Source organism: Delftia sp. HK171, from assembly GCF_001886655.1.
Classification (GTDB): domain Bacteria; phylum Pseudomonadota; class Gammaproteobacteria; order Burkholderiales; family Burkholderiaceae_C; genus Comamonas; species Comamonas acidovorans.
The window spans coordinates 2,000,886-2,018,364 of the sequence record NZ_CP018101.1 but is presented as its reverse complement, the minus strand read 5'-3'; the positions used below and the strand labels follow the sequence as shown (position 1 = coordinate 2,018,364).

Genomic DNA, 17,479 nt, shown 5'->3' with positions numbered 1-17,479 from the left:
CCTGTGCATGGCACTGGCCTGGGCCACGGCCCTCGCGGCGCATGCCGAAGTGGCGCGGCTGGACGACTCGGCCTCGCCCCGGTCCCAGGTGCGCAGCGACTTCGCCCGGGCCAGGGTTGTCGGCGAACGGCTGCTGGAGCTGCCCATGGGACGCATCGAATACCGGCTGGCCACGGCGCCCCATGTCGGCCGCACGGCGCGCATCTTCTATGTAATTCCCGCCCTGGTCACGGGCCTGCGCTCGCCTGCGGGCATGCAGGTGCAGTGGCACGGCAACGGCGTGTTTGCAGGTGGCACGGGCCGGCCCGGCGACCGGGTCCAGGTCTGGAACGGCGTGGTCCGCACGCCCTGGATGGCCGAGGTTTTCGACATCACGCTGCACATCGACCCCGCCGAGCTGCGCCTGACCCGGGGCTCGGCGCTGAGCTTCGAGTCCTACTTCGAGATCGAGACCCTGCCATGAAAGCCCCTCCCATCGCCGTTTCACTGGCCCTTCTGATCGCCTGCAGCGGCGCCGCCGCCGCACCGTTCGAGCTGGCCGTGGCGCCCTCGCGTTTCGAGCTGTCGGCCAAGCCGGGTGCGCGCACGGGCCAATCGCTGGACATCCACAACCTAGCCTCGGCACCCACCGAGGTGGCCATGCGCACCATCGACTGGACCTATTCCGACACGGGCGACATCACCTACCACGACGAACTGCTGCCCGGCAGTTGCCGGCCCTGGGTGCTGCTGGAGCGGCGCAGCGTCACGATTGCAGGCCGCAGCAAGAAGGCCTTCCGCTTCCAGGTGGAGCCGCCTGCCGATGCGCCGCGCGGCGAATGCCGCTTCATGATCGCCATCGAAGGCGTGGAGCCCGCGCAGCAGACCGTCATACGCAGCGGCGGCGCCAGCCTGAGCCTGCCTGTCACGGGCCGCATCGCGGTGGCCGTCTACGTGACGCTGGGAGGCGCTGCGCCCCAGCTGGACATTCGCCAGCTTTCCATGGCCGAAGACGGCAAGACGCGCCGCGCCCTGGTCACCGTCAGCAACACCGGCGATGCCCATGGCCGGCTGGAAGGCAGCCTGGACGCCGTGGACAACAAGGGCCGCCGCTTCGAACTGGTGCCGGAAGGCACGCCCATACTGCCCGGCCAGACACGCACGCTGGCCCTCATGCCCAAGGGTGAAGACGGCGAGCCCGCCCCGCAGCCCGTGTATCCAGTCAAGGCCAAGGGCAGCCTGGACTGGGAAAAAGGCAGCTTCAAGATCGATGTGGAACTGAAGTGATGGCAACCAGGACGATGGCGTGGCTGGCCCTGTCCATGGCGCTGGGCAGCCTGGGCCACACCGTGCATGCGGCGTCCAGCACCACAGGCCCCAGCCTGCTGGTGCCGCTGAGCACCTCGGTGAACCTGGACTTCACCATCGCCATCGACAAGTTCATCTTCTTTCGCATAGGCGACGGCACCTGGCCCACGCCCGGCGGCACGACCAGCAGCGTGGCCTTTGTGCTCGCCCCGTCCATCCCTGGCGTGCCCACCACGCCCGTGGCGGGCAGCAACACCTCGGTGAACTGGAGCGGCGCGGCCCCCAGCTTCAGCATCACGCCCAGCGGCAATGTGCTGCCGGTGGAGGTGCGCAGCAACGCAGGCCAGGTCACGCTGCGCGCCACCGCCACCACGGCGCTGGCCAGCGGGGCCAATACCATCCCGCTGTCGGAGATCACCATCGCCACCAGCGACAGCAACCTGCCCGCGCCGCTCATACCCAATACGGGAACGGGCGCAGCGGTCAACGTGGTGGCCACCGCCTTTGCGGGGCTGGTCACCCAGCGCACGGCGAACTGGACCCTGTCCTATGCCAACCTGGCCTCCCGCAGGGCAGGCACCTACACGGGGCAGGTCACCTTCACGGCCAGTTCGCCCTGAGCGCCCTGAGCGCTCTGGGCGCTTTGGGCGCGCTCAAAGGCCCAGGTACAGCGCAACCAGCGACACAGCAGCCGGCACTGCCTGCACCCAGAGGATCTTGCGGCTGGCCGTGGCGGCGCCATACACGCCGGCCACCAGCACGCAGATCAGGAAGAAGTACTTGAAGCCCAGGCCATCGGCCCCCTGGGCCAGCCCCCAGATCAGCCCGGCGGCGAGAAAGCCGTTGTACAGGCCCTGGTTGGCGGCCAGTGTCCTGGTCTGCTGGGCAAATTCGGGTGTCAGGCCAAACGCGCGGCGTCCGGCCGGCTTGTCCCAGAGAAACATCTCCAGCACGAGGATATAGACATGGATTGCGGCGACGATGCCGATGAGTACGTTGGCCATCTGGGATGGGAAGAAAGTGGACAGGCCTCTGTATACGGGATGCACCCACACCCGTCCATGGCCGCTGTGCTACACAGGGCCTGCCACCACCCCTTCCCTGTCACCCGGAAGACTTGCTGCCGGGGTGCGACGGTTTTTCCGCGCCCTGCGCAGGTGCCACGGCACCAGCGGCCGCACCGCCCAGCGCACCGGCCACGCTGCCTACCGTGCCACCGACCACCACGCCCACCGGGCCGGCAATCGCAGCACCCGCCGCAGCGCCTGCAGCGGCTCCGGCCAGCACGCCGCCGCCGATGAATACCGAGCGCGACTCGCGCTCTGCATCCTCGGGCGACAGTTCGAACTGCGCGGACGCATCGGGGTCCTGCGAAGGAACACCGTGGCCGGGGCGTGCCTGCTCGGCAAGGTCTTCATCCTCGGGGCATCCGTGGACACCGGCTGGATGGGCTGGATGGGTTGGATGGATGGCTTGTTGCTTGCATTCATGGGGCTCTCCTTCGGGGCATGCGACACGCATGCGGGACTGCATGCGCTTCATTGCCCTGTGGTTTTTGTTGTACGCCTCGCCCTGCCGCGCCGCAGCCGGCCCAGGCTACTGCCCCGCGTCAGCCAAGGCCCGCAGCCCCGCCGACCTTGACTACAGGGGCTCGTAGGACCTGGCCTCCGCCGCCCAAGGCACCTCCTACGCCCGTCGCGGCGGCCCGACTACCCGGTGCCCGCAGATGCCGTCCTAAGCTAGAACCCAGAAGCACACAGGCTTCGACTTCGCCAGGCGATGCACAGGTTTTCTTGACAGGCCGGCTACCGCGCCCCATTCAAAGCCGCATCGCTCAGCCGCCAGACGCACCGCGCTGGCGGGTCAGCACAAACCCACTCACTGGAGAACGTCATGGTCACACCCAACACCGCATCGAGCGTCATTTCTTCCGAAACCGTCAGCGGCACCAATGTCTACAACCCGGCAGGCGACAAGCTGGGGACCATAGACACGCTGATGATCGACAAGCTGTCCGGCAAGGTGCGCTATGCCGTCATGGAATTCGGCGGCTTCCTGGGCATCGGCACGGATCGCTATCCGCTGCCCTGGGAATCCCTCAAGTACGAGCCCAACATGAATGGCTACGTGGTGTCGCTGACGCGTGAGCAACTGGACAACGCGCCCCGCTACGAGCGCGATACGGCTCCGGCATACACCGATGAATATGGCCGCCGCGTGAACGACTACTACGGCGTGCCCTACCTGTAAATCCCGACCCTTGCGGTCTTTGACACAGCCCCGTTCGCGGGGCGTTTTCTTTGGCGCGGATAGCTGCCAGCGAATGGCCAAGGAAGAACGCCCTGCGCGACTTCACTCCCTCATTCCTGGAGAACTGCCATGAATACCACCCCACCTGCCATCGACTACAAGGCTTGCATGGACGCCTGCCAAGCCTGCGTCATTGCCTGCAATACCTGCGCCGCCGCCTGCCTGGAGGAGTCAGACGTCCAGATGATGGCCGCCTGCATTGCCCAGGACCTGGAGTGCGCGCAGATCTGCGAACTGGCCGTGGCCGCAATGGCGCGCCATAGCCCGCATGCGTCGGACATCTGCCGCCTGTGCGCCCAGATCTGCCAGGCCTGCGCCGACGAATGCAGCAAGCATTCCCACGACCATTGCCAGACCTGCGCGGCAGCCTGCCAGCAATGCGCCATGTCGTGCAATCTCATGGGCATGCAGTCGCACTGACACGCCTGGCATGGGCCATGACAGCCGCCCTGGCAGAAATCCTGCAAACACGCAGGAAAAAACGCCACCGGCGCTGTCGCCAAACGCCACGCCTTCGCGGAACCGGGCCTGCCTACACTTTGATGCATATCCAGCACACAGGAGGCAATCATGGCACTCGAAATCAGCGCAGAGGAACGGTTCTTCACCCTGCTGAACCAGTTGAAGCACATGCCTCCCTGCTCATCCCGCCAGGAGGCACACGACATGCTGTTGCTGCTCTGGATGCGCATCTGCGAAGGCGCCGGCGCTCGCCGTGAATTGCTCAACCGCATGCGGCAACGCACGCTGTGCGCAGAACATGGCTGGAAAAACCTCGACAAAAGCCCTTGCCATCTGGATTCGGACACCCTTCCGGGCATCCGCATCTATCTGCATTCCAACGGCACCATCGTCATTCAAAGACAGGGGGGAGCGCAGGATTCCGAAATCCTGCACTTCAGCTCCAGGCGCGAATTTGCCGAGGCCTAGGCCCGGTCCGCGCGCAGCGCATGGGGGCAGTCGGAGCAGAGGCTAGGTGCAAACACCAACGATGTCCCACATGCGACATGGGCCCTGTCTCCATAGAATGCGTCATTGTGTAGCACACTATCCATGAGGAATACATGACAGCAGATTACAAAACCCTCCTCCAGCAGAAGGCCGAGCTTGAGGCAAAGATCGCCGCCACCCTGAAGGCGGAAAAAGGCGGAGTCATCGCCAAGGTCCGCGAACTCGTCGAGCAGTTCGGTCTGACCCAGGATGACATCTTCAGCACCGGCAAGGCCAAGTCCGCCAGCATTGGCGTGGCCAAATACCGCGACCCCGCCAGCGGAGCCACCTGGACCGGCCGGGGCAAACCGCCGCGCTGGATTGAAGGCAAGGACCGCAAGGCCCTCGAGATCTGAGCACGGCCCGCCAACGCGGGCCTTTTTTATGGCCGCAACTGCCTGCTGCGCGAGAACGTGAGCATCCAACTACTGCGCGAGGTATTCGCATCCACCGGCGAAATCGGCTTTACCTGCCACGTCCGCGCTGATGTGGTGATTCCCTACCCGCAGACCTTCGCAGTGGTCAAGGTCGTGCGCGCGTAAGCACAGCCAGGCCCAGATACAACAAAGCCCCGCATGGTTCGCCCAGCGGGGCTCTTTTGAAACATATAGTCAATGCAGCGGAGTGCCCGAGCTGGTCTTAGGTCCAATTGCGAAGAGGTGCATTAAGCCATTCTCCACAGTAGAAGTTATTTGAAGCCCAAGATTGATTGGCTAGCCTCGTAACAAAAACTATGTCATTTCCGTCAACAACTCGAGTTATCAAATCTCTCACTTGGCTTGCTGTCTGGGTTGTGTCAAGCAACCAAACAGACTCCATGCCTTTGAGATAGCCCCCTGATTCCCCGGCCCCGTCCTATCGCTTATCTTTGAAGATAGGAACAGGACTGTGCATATGACTAGGCATACGGAGTCAGTAGAGGTAGTCGTGAAGGACCAGCGCCGCAGGCGCTGGTCTCTCGCAGAGAAGGCGGCGCTGGTGCGCCGAACCTACGAACCAGGCATGAGCGTGTCATTGGTCGCTCGGCAGGAAGGCGTTTCGGCTGGACTGCTGTTCCAGTGGCGCAAGCTCGAACGGCAAGGTGCTTTGACCGCCGTCTCCGCTGGCGAGGCAGTCGTGCCCGCATCCGAACTGGCGGCTGCTCGCGCGGAAATCGCCAAGCTGCAGCGCGTGCTCGGCAAGAAAACCTTGGAGAACGAAATCCTCAAGGAAGCCGTGGAGTACGCCGCAGAAAAAAAGTGGATTGCGCGCTCGCCCTTGTTGCCCGGGGACGACCAGTGAAGACGGTTTGCCGGACGATGGGGCTGGCGCGCTCGCATGTGCGCGACCTGCTTGGGCGCGGTGAAGACTGGACCGATGGCCGCAGCCATCGCACACCCAGCGACGATGCCGGGCTGCTCGCCGAACTGCGCCAGCAAATTGCCGACTTGCCCAGCTATGGCTACCGACGTGCCTGTGCCTTGGTGAACCGCCAGCGTGCGGCACGGGGCGCCCCGAGGGTCAATGCCAAACGCGTCTATCGCGTCATGGCACAAGCCGCTCTGCTGCTGCCCAAGGCGCCTCGCCGGCGCCAGTCCGCACGCTCGCATGAGGGCCGTGTTGCGGTCTCGCGCAGCGACCTTCGATGGTGCTCCGATGGTCTGGAAATCAAGTGCGATTCAGGTCAGACTGTGACGGCCACCTTCACCAAGGATTGCTGCGACCGTGAGGTGATGGCTTGGCGCGCGTGGGAGGGCAAAGGGCTGCCAGGTGAGCCGGTACGCGAGATGCTCATCGAGGCCGTGGAGCGCCGCTTCGGCTCGGTCGAAGCGGTCCCGCAGGGCCAGGAGTTGGAGTTCCTCAGTGACAACGGCGGTGCCTACATCGCCGCCGAAACGAGGGCGCTGGCACGCGCGCTGGGCCTGAAGCCCATCAACACTCCCGTCTGCAGCCCGCAGAGCAACGGCATGGCCGAGAGCTTCGTCAACACCTTCAAGCGCGACTATGTGGCGCGCATGGACCTGAATGACGCGCAGACGGTACTGGCGCAACTGCCTGCGGCCTTCGAGCACTTCAACGAGGTGCATCCGCATTCTTCGCTGAAAATGCGGTCGCCTCGGGAGTTCAGGCGGCAACAGGCTGCAGGGGCTGACCAGCTGCTTTATTGCGAATAGGGTGGGGTCGGGAATACGGGGGCGACATCACCTTTGCAGTAGTTGTATTGCTTCAGCAGGCTGTGCAGCGGCTCGTAATTTCGACCTGGGTTCTTCAAGTCGTAAGTCACCAAAAGTATTGCCATTGAGTCCTCCTAATGGAGCTCGAAACTTATCAGCATTTGCTTACAACTGATGTCAGGGTTTCTTTGGACTCATAGCCACCCAACCTCTCTCACCTCGCGCAGACGACTCACGAAGCAATCATTGACTGCCAGGAGAACGCCTCGGGCGTGCAGGCGCGCCGCTGCAGTTGCTGGAGGCGATAACAGGGCCACGATCTTCCTGGGGCGCCCCAGGGGCATCCGCAGGGCGGCCAAGGGGTAGGGGGCGGCCAAAGTCCGGAGCCTTTGCCGACCTAGACCGCCCTATTCCTCACGCGCAAAAAATTCCCCCCGTTTGAATTTTGTTAATCAAACAGAAACGCCCCGAAACCCAACATCCATTCGGGTTTTCGGGGCGTTCCGATTCTTTGATTCCTTGATTTTTCGTTAAAGCTTTAACATCCAGCCATCGCACCTGACGATGCCCAGCAAGGCGTCAAACTGGTGACTCATTCAAGGTCCACTTGGCAAGACGGTCCCGGAAACCGATCGAGGCAGCAACCGCATCAAACAGCTTGATAGCGAAGTTCTGCAGCAGTGGGTAGTGAGGGATAGTCTTCGCTCCTGTCACGATGTACTCCAGCTCCTTCGTGCTGTACATCACATTGAGCAAAGTCAGCACAGACTCGTCCAGGGCGTGCGATTGAAGCAATGAGTCGAGCCCGTTTTCCTTGCTGGCTGTGAAAGCCTTCTCCAAGTCATGGCCCAGCTTACGGCGAAGGTGCTCAAGCGTGACGCCCTTGCTCAGCAGAAAAGCCTTGAAGGTGAGTTCCAAGCCATGACCCAAGAGATATAGGGCAGGGACAGGGGGCATGACCATGCGGGAATCTAGCTGGGCCGCACGTTCGTACACAACGAAGGCAGCCTCCAGGAACTCATGTCCGTAGCGGACCATCCCCATGGGCATCGTTCGCCCAAGATCGTCATGCGGATCGGGTTGGTTCGCTTGACTGGCCATCGCTTCATCCAGTGATGGGTAGATTGATGGGACAACAAAAAAGCGCCTCGGAAGGCGCTTGTTTGCTGACACATTGGCGGAGAGGGAGGGATTCGAACCCTCGGTACGTTCGCACGTACGCCTGATTTCGAGTCAGGTACAATCGACCACTCTGCCACCTCTCCGCAGCGTCGAAGCTGAAATTATAGCCTAAAAATTCAGGCCTTCAGCAAAGTCTGTCCACCCATGTACGGGCGCAGCGCCTCGGGGATGGTCACCGAGCCGTCGGCGTTCTGGTAGTTCTCCAGCACCGCCACCAGCGTGCGGCCCACGGCCAGGCCGGAACCGTTGAGCGTGTGCACCAGCTCGTTCTTGCCCTGGGCATTCTTGAAGCGTGCCTGCAGGCGGCGCGCCTGGAAGGCCTCGCAGTTGGAGACCGAGCTGATCTCGCGGTAGGTGTTCTGCGCAGGCAGCCAGACTTCCAGGTCATAGGTCTTGGCCGCGCCAAAGCCCATGTCGCCCGTGCACAGGCTCATCACGCGGTAAGGCAGGCCCAGCTTCTGCAGCACGGCCTCGGCGTGGCCGGTCATTTCTTCCAGCGCCTCGTAGCTCTTTTCCGGATGCACGATCTGCACCATCTCGACCTTGTCGAACTGGTGCTGGCGGATCATGCCGCGCGTGTCGCGGCCGTAGCTGCCGGCCTCGGAGCGGAAGCAGGGGCTGTGGGCCGTGAGCTTGATGGGCAGCTGGTCCTCGGCCACGACCACGTCGCGCACGAAGTTGGTCAGCGGCACCTCGGCCGTGGGAATCAGGTAGAGCGCCGCGTTGTCGGGCACGGGCTCGCCGTCCTGGCCGCCCTTCTTGGCGGCGAACAGGTCGCCCTCGAACTTGGGCAACTGGCCCGTGCCCTTGAGCGAGTCGGCATTGACGGCGTAGGGCACATAGCACTCGGTGTAGCCATGCGAGTCGGTCTGCAGGTCGATCATGAACTGCGCCAGGGCGCGGTGCAGGCGGGCGATGGGGCCCTTCATCACGGTGAAGCGCGAGCCCGACAGCTTGACGCCCATGTCGAAATCCAGGCCCAGCGGCTGGCCCACGTCCACATGGTCCTTGACCTCGAAATCAAAGGTCTTGGGCGTGCCCCAGCGGCGCGCCTCCACATTGCCGCTTTCGTCCGCACCGACGGGCACGCTGTCGTGCGGCAGGTTGGGCACGGCCAGCAGCATGGTCTGCAGCTCGCCCTGGATCTGCTCCAGGCGCGTGGCCGACTGGTCCAGCTCGGTCTTGAGGCTGCCGACTTCGGCCTTGGCGGCCTCGGCAGCGTCCTTCTCGCCCTTGCCCATCAGCATGCCGATCTGCTTGGACAGCTGGTTGCGCTTGGACTGCAGCTCCTCGGTCCGCGTCTGCAGGGACTTGCGCTCTGCTTCCAGGGACTGGAAGGCCTCCACATTCAGGAAGGCCTGGGGCTTTTTGCGGGTCTCCAGCCGTGCGACGGCCGAGTCAAGGTCTTTGCGAAGAAGAAGGATATCGAGCATAGCCGGCAATTTTAGGCGGTATCGCCATGGCAGCGCCCGCCCCTGGGCGTTGGGGGTCTTGCCGCTACAGAAATCCCGCGCCAGCGCCGATACTTCCGATATGCCGCCCACAGCGGTTTGCGCACCCGGGAGCACCCATGTTTTTTGTCTTCGGTCCCAACGGACAGATGTTTCGCGGTCCCGCCGAGCGGCTGGGCCAGGTGGCGCCCGTGCGCCGCGTACAACGCCCGCAGGCCCTGCGCACGCGCTCGGCCGATGTGATGGCGGGCGACGCCACCGCCTCGTTCCCCGCCATCCTGGCCGACCTCGCGGGCCAGCCTGCCGCCGCGCCGGAGCCCGCTCCGCGGCTGCGCGGAGCGGTCGATGCCTACCTTTCCACGGAAAAAGGCCCCAGCCAGCCACGCCAGCCCCTGCAGACCGTGGCCGACGTGATGAGCCACGAGGCCGTGACGGTATCGCCCGAGGCCGGTGTCAACGACGCCTGGCGCGTGCTGGCCGAGCACGGCGTGGCCCAGGCGCCCGTGCTGGATGCCGGTGGCCGCGTGGTCGGGCTGCTGCTGCGTGCCGACATGGCGCCGCTGGACCTGCTGCCCGAGCCCGGTGCGATCAAGGACGCCATTGCCCTGGCGCGCCGGCCCGTGAACGAGGTCATGATCTCCCCCATTCCCACGGTGGCCACCACCACCGACCTGCGCCGCGTGGCCGGCGTGCTGCTGGAGACCGGCCTGCCGGGCCTGCCCGTGACCGATGAGCAGGGCCTGCTGGCCGGCTTCATCAGCCGCACCGACATCCTGCGCGCCGTGGCCTCCGATCCTCCGCTGGATCTGTGGAGCTGAGGCTTTCGGCCCCACCATGCAAAACGGGCGCCAGGCGCCCGTTTGCTTTTTGGCCAATGTCCGCTGCGCCTGCGGTTCAGCCGCCCGTCTCGGGCTGCTTGCCCACGGAGATCTCCAGCCCCGTGGCCGCGTCGATCTTCAGGCCCTTGGGCAGCGGGAACTTCACGGTCTCCTCGATGCCATCCATCTTGCGCACCGACAGCGCGCCCAGCTGGCGCAGGCGCTGGATGACCTCGTCCACCAGCACCTCGGGGGCGGAGGCCCCGGCCGTCAGGCCCACGCGCCCGGCATTGGCAAACCATTCCTCGCACAGCTCGCCCGCGTTGTCCACCATGTAGGCGGGCGTTCCCAGGCGTGCGGCCAGCTCGCGCAGGCGGTTGCTGTTGGAGCTGGTGGGGCTGCCCACGACGATGAGCACATCCACCTGCGGCGCCAGCACCTTGACGGCGTCCTGGCGGTTTTGCGTGGCATAGCAGATGTCCTGCTGCTTGGGCTCGCGCACCTGCGGAAAACGGGCGCGGATGGCCGCCGTGATGCCGGCGGCATCGTCCACCGACAGCGTGGTCTGCGTGACCACGGCCAGCTTCTCGGTCTGGCGGGGGGTGACACGGGCCACATCGGCCTCGTCCTCGACCAGGTGGATGCCCTCGGACAGCTGGCCCATGGTGCCCTCGACCTCGGGATGCCCCTTGTGGCCGATCATCAGGAACTCGTAACCTTCCTTGGCGAGCTTGGCCACTTCCACATGCACCTTGGTCACCAGCGGACAGGTGGCGTCGAAGATGGAGAAACCGCGCCGCCGCGCCTCTTCCTGCACCGCCCGGCTCACGCCGTGGGCGCTGAACACCAGGGTGGAGCCGGGCGGCACGTCGTCCAGCTCCTCGATGAAGATCGCTCCCTTGGCCTTGAGATCGTTGACCACGAAGGTGTTGTGCACGATCTCGTGGCGCACGTAGATGGGCGCGCCGAACTTGGCCAGCGCACGCTCCACGATCTCGATGGCGCGATCCACGCCGGCACAGAAGCCCCGGGGCTCGGCCAGCAGGATTTCCTGGGGCGAGGTCGAATCCAGCACCTCAGAGCACCCCGATGATCTGCACTTCGAACGTCACCGGCTGGCCCGCCAGCGGGTGGTTGAAGTCGAACAGCACGGCGCCGTCCTCGCGCACCTGCACCACGGCGCCCGCGTAGCTGCCCAGGCCGTCGGGCGTGGGGAACTGCACCACGTCGCCGGGCGCGTACTGCTCGTGCGGGTCGCCCAGCTCGTTCATCAGCTTGCGCGCCACCCACTGCATCATGTCGCCGTTGCGCTCGCCAAAGGCTTCGCCGGCCGGCATCTCGAACGTGGTGCGCGTGCCTTCGGCCAGGCCCAGCAGGCGCTGCTCGACGGCGGGCGACAGCTCGCCCGCGCCCAGGGACAGCGTGGCGGGCTTGTCATTGAAGGTGTTGATCACATCGCCTGCAGGCCCGGACAGGCGGTAGTGCAGCGTGAGGAACGAGCCGGTCTGGACCGTGGGGAGGGCCGAGGAAGAAGCGCTAGAGGTCATGGAAGTCCCGATAAACTGGCCCGTATTGTAGAAAAACATCCATGCCCCCACGCCCCGTGCAACGGTGTCCCTGCGGCGCCCCCACCTGGCTGAACCATGGCTCTCAAAGACCTGCCCGCCCAGGCCCAGCCGCGCGAAAAGCTCGCGGCGCGCGGCCCCTCGGCGCTTTCCGATATCGAACTGCTGGCCATCGTGCTGCGCACCGGCATGGCCGGCAAGGGCGTGCTGCAGCTGGCCCAGGAACTGCTGCAGCTGCCCGGCCGGGCCGGCCTGTCCGGGCTGCTGCAGGCCGGGCACGCCGACCTGAAGGCCATCAAGGGGCTGGGGCCTTCCAAGTGCGCACAACTCCTGGCCGTGCTCGAACTGGCGCGCCGCGCCATGGCCGAGCAACTGCGCGAGCGCCCGGCCCTGGCCTCGCCCGAGGCCGTGGCGCGCTACCTGCAGCTGCACCTGGCGGCGCGCCAGCATGAGGTGTTCGCCGTGCTGTTCCTGGACGGCCAGCACCGGCTGATCGCGCTGGAAGAAATGTTCCGGGGCACGCTCACGCGCACCAGCGTCTACCCCCGGGAGGTGGTGCTGCGCGCCCTGCACCACCATGCGGGCGCCGTCATCCTGGCCCACAACCATCCCAGCGGACAGGTCCAGGCCAGCGCCGCCGACAAGGCCGTCACGCAGAGCCTGCAGGCCGCCCTGGGCCTGGTGGACATCCAGGTGCTGGACCATGTGATCGTGGCGCCCGGTGCCTCGCTGTCCATGGCCAGCGAGGGGCTGATGTAGGCAGACTCTGTAAAATGAGAAAAATTCTCATTTGCAAAACCGCTGCACCATGCCCTCCCCGTCCACCGCCGACCCGGTGCACACGCTCTACGTCGCCCACCATGACTGGCTGCACGGCTGGCTGCGGCGCAAGCTGGGCAATTCCCACCAGGCCGAGGACCTGGCGCACGACACCTTCGAGCGCGTGGTGGCGTCCCGGCAGGCCCATGCCATCCAGGAGCCGCGCGCCTACCTGACCACGCTGGCCCAGCGGGTGCTCTACAACTTCTGGCGCAGGCGCGAACTGGAGCAGGCCTGGCTCGATGCGCTGGCCACGCTGCCCGAGGAAGTGGCGCCCTCCCCCGAGGACTACGCCCTGGTGCGCGAAGCCATCGAGGCCCTGGACCAATGGCTGGACGGCCTGCCCCCGAAGGTGCGGCAGGCCTTCTTGCTGCGCCGGCTCGACGGCCTCAAGCACGCAGAGATCGCCGAAGCCATGGCCGTGTCCATTGCCACGGTGGAGCGCTACATGAAGCAGGCCCTGGTGCACCTGTACCTCTCCCCGCAGCCCTTCCCCGGTTGATCGCCTGCATGGATGCCGCCACCGATCAGGCCATCGACTGGCTGGTGCGCCTGGACTCGGGCCACGCCAGCGATGACGACCGCCGCGCCTTCGCCCATTGGCTGCGCCAGTCGCCCGGCCATGCCCAGGCCTGGGCCATGGTGCAGCAACGCCTGTCCGCCGGGGTGGAGCCCGCCCTTGTGCAGTTGCGCCGGCAGGGCGGGGGCACGGCGGCCCTGGGCCTGCAGGCGCTGGTGGCGCCCATCCCGAAGGCCGCGCGCAGGCGCGGCCTGTTGCGCGGTGGGTTGGCCGCCCTGCTGGCCAGCACCGCCACGGCCTGGCTGGTGCACCGGCAAACACCGCTGACCACGCTGGCCGCCGACCTGCGCACGGGCACCGGCCAGCGCAGCCACCACCGGCTGCCGGACGGCAGCGAGATCGAACTGGACGCCCGCTCGGCCGCCGACATTGCCTACAGCGACACCCGCCGCCTGGTGCGCCTGCGCGAAGGCGCGCTGCTGGCGCAGGTGGCTGCCAGCGCGCCGGGCCAGCCCCTGCGCCCGTTTGTCGTGCAAAGCGCCCAGGGCACGGCCCAGGCGCTGGGCACGCGCTTCATGGTGCGCCAGGCAGAAGGCAGCACCCTGGTGCATGTGCTGGAGCACAGCGTGCTGCTCACCAGCCTCAACGGCCGGCAGCACCGGCTGCAGGAGGGCCGCAGCGCCTGGATCGACGCCGACGGCATCCGCACGCAGGACACCGCCCACCTGGCGCCGGCCGCCTGGGCCGACGGCGTCATCGACGTGCGCGACCAGCCGCTGGGCGAGGTGATCGACGCGCTGCGGCCCTACCAGGCCGGCATCATCCGCATCAGTCCCGAGGCCGCGCGCCTGCGGATCTTCGGCGTGTTCCAGCTGGCCCGGCCCGACCAGGTGCTGCAGGACCTGGTGGACACCCATCCCGTCAGCGTGCGCCGCTGGGGGGACTGGCTGACGGTGATCGACGTGCGAGACCGGTCCGCTTGAATCTTTTTTGCGCCGCGTGAGGGGTTTTGCCGCCCTTGTCGCACATACGGAATGAAAGCCCTTCATTTCCACCGCAACGACAAGGACCTCCGACTCCATGGCCTCCGCACGCCGCCCTCTCCGTACCCCGCAGCCTGGCAGCACGCCCGCACACCGCAGGCCGAGCCCGCCCTCGCTGCTGCTGCCCGTGGCCGCCGCGCTGGCCTGGTCGCTGTCCGCACCGCCGCAGGCCTGGGCACAGCCGGCGGCGGCCAGCAAATCGCAGGCAGCCGCCACGCTGGAATGGGACCTGCCCGCCGGCGCGCTGGACGACTCGCTGGCGCGCATCGCCCGCCAGGCCCAGCGCAGCATCAGCGCCGATCCAGCCCTGCTGGCCGGCAAGCGCGCGCCCGCCATCCGGGGCAGCTACAGCGTGGAGCAGGCCGCCCAGCTGGCGCTGGGCGACAGCGGGCTGCGGCTGGCACGCACGCCCCAGGGCACGCTCACGGTGCTGGCCTCCGCCGCCGCGCCCGCGGCGTCACCGGCCACGGCAGCGCCGGGCCGCGCCCAGGACCATGCGCTGGCCGAGGTCAAGGTGGTCGCCCAGGCCGACCGGGCAGGCACGACCGAAGGCACGGGCAGCTACACGGCGCGCGGCCCCAGCGGCGTGGCCACGGGCCTGGCGCTGAGCGTGCGCGACACGCCGCAGTCGGTCAGCGTGATGACCCAGCAGCGCATGGAGGACGAAAACCTCACCAGCATCAGCGACGTGCTGGCGCGCGTGCCGGGCATCTCCACCTCGGCGCTGGGCACCGAGCGCAGCAACGCCAATGCGCGCGGCTACCCCATCACCAACTACCAGCTCGACGGCGTCAGCACGCACACCGAATTCCTGGGCCTGGACGCCCTGCCCACACAAAGCATTGCCGACATGGCGCTGTACGACCGCATCGAGGTGCTGCGCGGCGCCTCGGGCCTGACCACGGGCGCGGGCGATCCGTCCGGCATCGTCAACATGGTGCGCAAGAAGCCCACGGCGCAGTTCCAGGGCTCGGCCGAGGCCAGCGTGGGCGCCTGGGGCAACCGGCGCGGCGTGCTGGACCTGTCCTCGCGGCTCAACGCCTCGGGCAGCGTGCGCGGCCGCCTGGTCGCCGTGCACCAGGAGGGCGACAGCCACATCGACTTCTACAGCAAGAAAAAAGACGTGCTCTATGGCGTGATCGAGGCCGACCTCACCTCCACGCTCAAGCTCACCGCCGGGCTGGACCACCAGCGCGGCCGCTCGCGCGGCTCCATGGCCTACCTGGGCTTTCCGCTGTTCAGCAGTGATGGGCGGCAGACCGACTTCCCCGTCTCCTTCAACCCGGCCAGCCGCGACAACCGCTTCAACACCGACTCCACCAGCGCCTTCGTCACGCTGGAGCAGGCGCTGGCCAACCGGTGGCAGCTCAAGCTCTCGGCCAACTACCTGCGCTCCAACCAGCGCGAAGACGCGGTCTACCTGGCCGTCAACAACAGCCTGTTCGACCGGGAGACCGGCGATGGCCTGTCGCTCAACGCCGAGCGGCGCGACTATCGGCTGCGCAACAAATCCGTGGACATCAACCTGCGCGGCCCCTTCAACCTGGGCGGGCGCGAGCACGAGGCGGTGCTGGGCTTCGACTACACCGACTTCCAGAGCCTGACCGACGGCAGCTTCGACATCACGGGCCTGCGCAACAAGCCCGTCAACATCTACCAGTGGGACAGCAGCGGCAGCCCGGTGTTCGGCGACCGCTTCGTGGTCTTCGACAGCACGCGCCGCCAGACCAGCCTGTACGGCGCCGGCCGCTTTGCGCTGGCCGACGACCTCAAGCTCATCGTGGGCGGCAAGCTGTTCAACTACGACAGCGACTACCGCACCGACACCACGGATGGATACCACCAGACCTCGCCCTCGTCCGAACGCCGCGTCTTCACGCCCTACGCAGGCCTGGTCTACACGCTGAACCCGCAGCACACGCTGTACGCCAGCTTTGCCACCATCTACAGCCCGCAGACCTCGCGCGACCGCAACGGCTCCTTCCTGGACCCGCAGGAAGGCAACACCTACGAGGCCGGCATCAAGAGCGAATTCCTGGACGGGCGCCTGGCCACCAGCGCCGCCGTCTACCTCATCCGCCAGGACAACCTGGCCGAGTCCGATCCCGGCCAGTTCATCCCGGGCACCACCACCACCGCCTCGCGCGCCATCAAGGGCGCCAAGACGCGGGGCCTGGACCTGGAAGTCAGCGGCGCCATCAACCGCCAATGGTCGATTGCCGCCTCCTACAACTTCAGCGCCTCCGAAGACGCCACGGGCCAGCGCATCAACACCACCTTCCCGCGCCAGATGGCCCGCCTGTGGACCACCTACCGCATGCCCGGCGAATGGCGCAGGCTGACCTTGGGCGGTGGCGTCAACTGGAGCAGCGGCATCGAGTACAGCGGCGAAGCCTGGCAGGTCGGCAAGCAGGTCAGCGCGCGTCAGGCCTCCTACGCCGTGGCCGGGCTCATGGCGCGCTATGACGTGAGCGACCAGCTGTCGCTGACGCTGAACGTCAACAACCTGTTCGACCGCAAGTACATAGCGGCCATGTCCGGCTGGTGGTACTCGGGCATGTACGGCGCGCCGCGCAACGTCCAGGTCAGCGCCCGCTATCGCTTCTAGGCTCGCCGGCCATTGAGAGGGCGCCATGGCCGCCGGGGTGCCGAAATTGCGGTACAACCGGCGTCACCATGACTTTGAAAGCCACCAGCCTGCAGGACCTCGCGCCAGTGCGCCGCGCACTGGCCGAAGCCGCCGCCCAAGAGGCCCTGCTCCAGCAGCAGCGCGCCGAGGCGGCGCGCCGCCTCCTGGCCGAGCAAAAGCTGTTCGAAAACACCGTGGGCCCGGTGCATGCGCTCAAGTCCGCGCACGCCCGCCACCTCCACGCCCCCGAGCCCCCCGAGCCGCTGCCCCTGCAGCTGGAGCTGGACGAGCAGCGCGTGCTGCAGGAGGCCATGAGCGACGAGTTCGACGTCAGCACCCTGCTGGACACCGACGACCAGCTCAGCTTCCGGCGCCCCGGCATCGGCCTGGACGTGACGCACAAGCTGCGCGCCGGCCAGTGGAGCATCCAGCGCCAGCTGGACCTGCACGGTCTGCGCGTGGACGAGGCGCGCGAGGCGCTGGGCCAGTTCATCCGCCTGTCCCACCGCACCGGCATACGCTGCGTGCGCGTGGTGCACGGCAAGGGCCTGGGCTCGCCGGGCAAGACCCCCGTGCTCAAGGGCCGCGTGCTGCGCTGGCTGGTGCAGAAAAAGGAAGTGCTGGCCTTTGTGCAGGCCCGCCCGGCCGAAGGTGGCGCGGGCGCCCTGGTCGTCCTGCTGCAGCCGGGCAAGCGCCAGCTGTACTGAAGGCG

21 protein-coding genes and 1 tRNA gene are annotated in these 17,479 nt (G+C 66.5%); 15 read left to right on the top strand and 7 right to left on the bottom strand.

Going from position 1 to position 17,479, the window contains the following annotated elements:
* Positions 1 to 7: 7 nt before the first annotated feature.
* Genes BO996_RS09170 through BO996_RS09160 form a run of 3 tightly spaced genes read left to right on the top strand, consistent with a single transcriptional unit; the run spans position 8 to position 1,907 of the window.
* Positions 8 to 463, top strand: a complete 456-nt coding sequence (locus tag BO996_RS09170) for a hypothetical protein (protein WP_232240487.1) — start codon at positions 8 to 10, stop codon at positions 461 to 463.
* The gene (locus tag BO996_RS09165) at positions 460 to 1,266 is read left to right on the top strand and encodes a hypothetical protein (protein WP_071954552.1); all 807 of its coding nucleotides are present in this window, start codon (positions 460 to 462) and stop codon (positions 1,264 to 1,266) included. Before BO996_RS09170 ends, BO996_RS09165 begins: the two co-directional genes overlap by 4 nt.
* Positions 1,266 to 1,907: a hypothetical protein gene (locus tag BO996_RS09160; protein ID WP_083571129.1), complete on the top strand. Its 642-nt coding sequence runs from the start codon at positions 1,266 to 1,268 to the stop codon at positions 1,905 to 1,907. Before BO996_RS09165 ends, BO996_RS09160 begins: the two co-directional genes overlap by 1 nt.
* Before the next feature lie 33 nt (positions 1,908 to 1,940).
* Here the strand turns inward: BO996_RS09160 and BO996_RS09155 are convergent, their stop codons facing one another.
* Both BO996_RS09155 and BO996_RS09150 read right to left on the bottom strand, forming a co-directional pair.
* Positions 1,941 to 2,291: a DUF1304 domain-containing protein gene (locus BO996_RS09155; protein ID WP_071954550.1), complete on the bottom strand. Its 351-nt coding sequence runs from the start codon at positions 2,289 to 2,291 to the stop codon at positions 1,941 to 1,943.
* A gap of 100 nt (positions 2,292 to 2,391) precedes the next feature.
* A complete protein-coding gene (locus tag BO996_RS09150) occupies positions 2,392 to 2,808 on the bottom strand; it encodes a bacteriocin (protein WP_232240486.1) in 417 nt (138 codons plus the stop codon).
* 372 nt (positions 2,809 to 3,180) lie between these two features.
* On the opposite strand from BO996_RS09150, the gene BO996_RS09145 reads away from it, so the two are divergent.
* From BO996_RS09145 to BO996_RS09115, 6 genes are all read left to right on the top strand, one after another.
* The gene (locus tag BO996_RS09145) at positions 3,181 to 3,537 is read left to right on the top strand and encodes a PRC-barrel domain-containing protein (RefSeq protein WP_013803850.1); all 357 of its coding nucleotides are present in this window, start codon (positions 3,181 to 3,183) and stop codon (positions 3,535 to 3,537) included.
* Between the two features lie 129 nt (positions 3,538 to 3,666).
* Positions 3,667 to 4,017, top strand: a complete 351-nt coding sequence (locus tag BO996_RS09140) for a four-helix bundle copper-binding protein (protein WP_071954549.1) — start codon at positions 3,667 to 3,669, stop codon at positions 4,015 to 4,017.
* 150 nt (positions 4,018 to 4,167) lie between these two features.
* Positions 4,168 to 4,527: a hypothetical protein gene (locus BO996_RS09135; protein WP_071954548.1), complete on the top strand. Its 360-nt coding sequence runs from the start codon at positions 4,168 to 4,170 to the stop codon at positions 4,525 to 4,527.
* A gap of 134 nt (positions 4,528 to 4,661) precedes the next feature.
* A complete protein-coding gene (locus tag BO996_RS09130) occupies positions 4,662 to 4,943 on the top strand; it encodes an H-NS histone family protein (RefSeq protein ID WP_012203893.1) in 282 nt (93 codons plus the stop codon).
* 57 nt (positions 4,944 to 5,000) lie between these two features.
* Complete coding sequence (locus BO996_RS29935) at positions 5,001 to 5,129, top strand: hypothetical protein (protein ID WP_269667649.1); 129 nt, start codon at positions 5,001 to 5,003, stop codon at positions 5,127 to 5,129.
* A 352-nt stretch (positions 5,130 to 5,481) separates the two neighbouring features.
* Positions 5,482 to 6,740 (top strand): IS3 family transposase gene (locus tag BO996_RS09115; RefSeq protein ID WP_232240349.1). Its coding sequence is split into 2 segments (ribosomal slippage): positions 5,482 to 5,812 and positions 5,812 to 6,740, totalling 1,260 coding nucleotides; the frame shifts between segments, so codons are not numbered across the junction.
* A gap of 579 nt (positions 6,741 to 7,319) precedes the next feature.
* On the opposite strand, the gene BO996_RS09110 is transcribed toward BO996_RS09115, so the two are convergent.
* The 3 genes from BO996_RS09110 to serS all read right to left on the bottom strand — a co-directional run bounded on the left by BO996_RS09110 (position 7,320) and on the right by serS (position 9,355).
* Complete coding sequence (locus tag BO996_RS09110) at positions 7,320 to 7,841, bottom strand: hypothetical protein (RefSeq protein WP_232240485.1); 522 nt, start codon at positions 7,839 to 7,841, stop codon at positions 7,320 to 7,322.
* 74 nt (positions 7,842 to 7,915) lie between these two features.
* Positions 7,916 to 8,005: transfer RNA gene (locus BO996_RS09105), tRNA-Ser, on the bottom strand.
* A 33-nt stretch (positions 8,006 to 8,038) separates the two neighbouring features.
* Positions 8,039 to 9,355 (bottom strand): serine--tRNA ligase, encoded by a 1,317-nt coding sequence (gene serS / locus BO996_RS09100; RefSeq protein ID WP_012203833.1) that lies wholly within the window; start codon positions 9,353 to 9,355, stop codon positions 8,039 to 8,041.
* A 137-nt stretch (positions 9,356 to 9,492) separates the two neighbouring features.
* Here serS and BO996_RS09095 point away from each other — a divergent pair, with 137 nt between their 5' ends.
* Positions 9,493 to 10,191: a CBS domain-containing protein gene (locus tag BO996_RS09095; RefSeq protein WP_043824815.1), complete on the top strand. Its 699-nt coding sequence runs from the start codon at positions 9,493 to 9,495 to the stop codon at positions 10,189 to 10,191.
* Positions 10,192 to 10,267: 76 nt separating this feature from the next.
* On the opposite strand, the gene ispH is transcribed toward BO996_RS09095, so the two are convergent.
* Both ispH and BO996_RS09085 read right to left on the bottom strand, forming a co-directional pair.
* Positions 10,268 to 11,266: a 4-hydroxy-3-methylbut-2-enyl diphosphate reductase gene (gene ispH, locus BO996_RS09090; RefSeq protein ID WP_012203831.1), complete on the bottom strand. Its 999-nt coding sequence runs from the start codon at positions 11,264 to 11,266 to the stop codon at positions 10,268 to 10,270.
* Position 11,267: 1 nt separating this feature from the next.
* Positions 11,268 to 11,738, bottom strand: a complete 471-nt coding sequence (locus BO996_RS09085) for an FKBP-type peptidyl-prolyl cis-trans isomerase (protein ID WP_012203830.1) — start codon at positions 11,736 to 11,738, stop codon at positions 11,268 to 11,270.
* Positions 11,739 to 11,834: 96 nt separating this feature from the next.
* On the opposite strand from BO996_RS09085, the gene radC reads away from it, so the two are divergent.
* The 5 genes from radC (at position 11,835) to BO996_RS09060 (ending at position 17,474) form a co-directional block, all read left to right on the top strand.
* Complete coding sequence (gene radC, locus BO996_RS09080; RefSeq protein ID WP_063327045.1) at positions 11,835 to 12,515, top strand: RadC family protein; 681 nt, start codon at positions 11,835 to 11,837, stop codon at positions 12,513 to 12,515.
* A 49-nt stretch (positions 12,516 to 12,564) separates the two neighbouring features.
* Positions 12,565 to 13,077 (top strand): sigma-70 family RNA polymerase sigma factor, encoded by a 513-nt coding sequence (locus BO996_RS09075; RefSeq protein ID WP_063327994.1) that lies wholly within the window; start codon positions 12,565 to 12,567, stop codon positions 13,075 to 13,077.
* An 8-nt stretch (positions 13,078 to 13,085) separates the two neighbouring features.
* Positions 13,086 to 14,078 (top strand): FecR family protein, encoded by a 993-nt coding sequence (locus tag BO996_RS09070; protein ID WP_043824818.1) that lies wholly within the window; start codon positions 13,086 to 13,088, stop codon positions 14,076 to 14,078.
* A gap of 97 nt (positions 14,079 to 14,175) precedes the next feature.
* Entirely contained in the window at positions 14,176 to 16,746 is a 2,571-nt protein-coding gene (locus BO996_RS09065; protein WP_071954546.1) for a TonB-dependent siderophore receptor, read from the top strand.
* Positions 16,747 to 16,814: 68 nt separating this feature from the next.
* On the top strand, positions 16,815 to 17,474 hold the full coding sequence (locus tag BO996_RS09060; protein ID WP_013803859.1) for a Smr/MutS family protein: 660 nt from the start codon (positions 16,815 to 16,817) through the stop codon (positions 17,472 to 17,474).
* Positions 17,475 to 17,479: the final 5 nt, after the last annotated feature.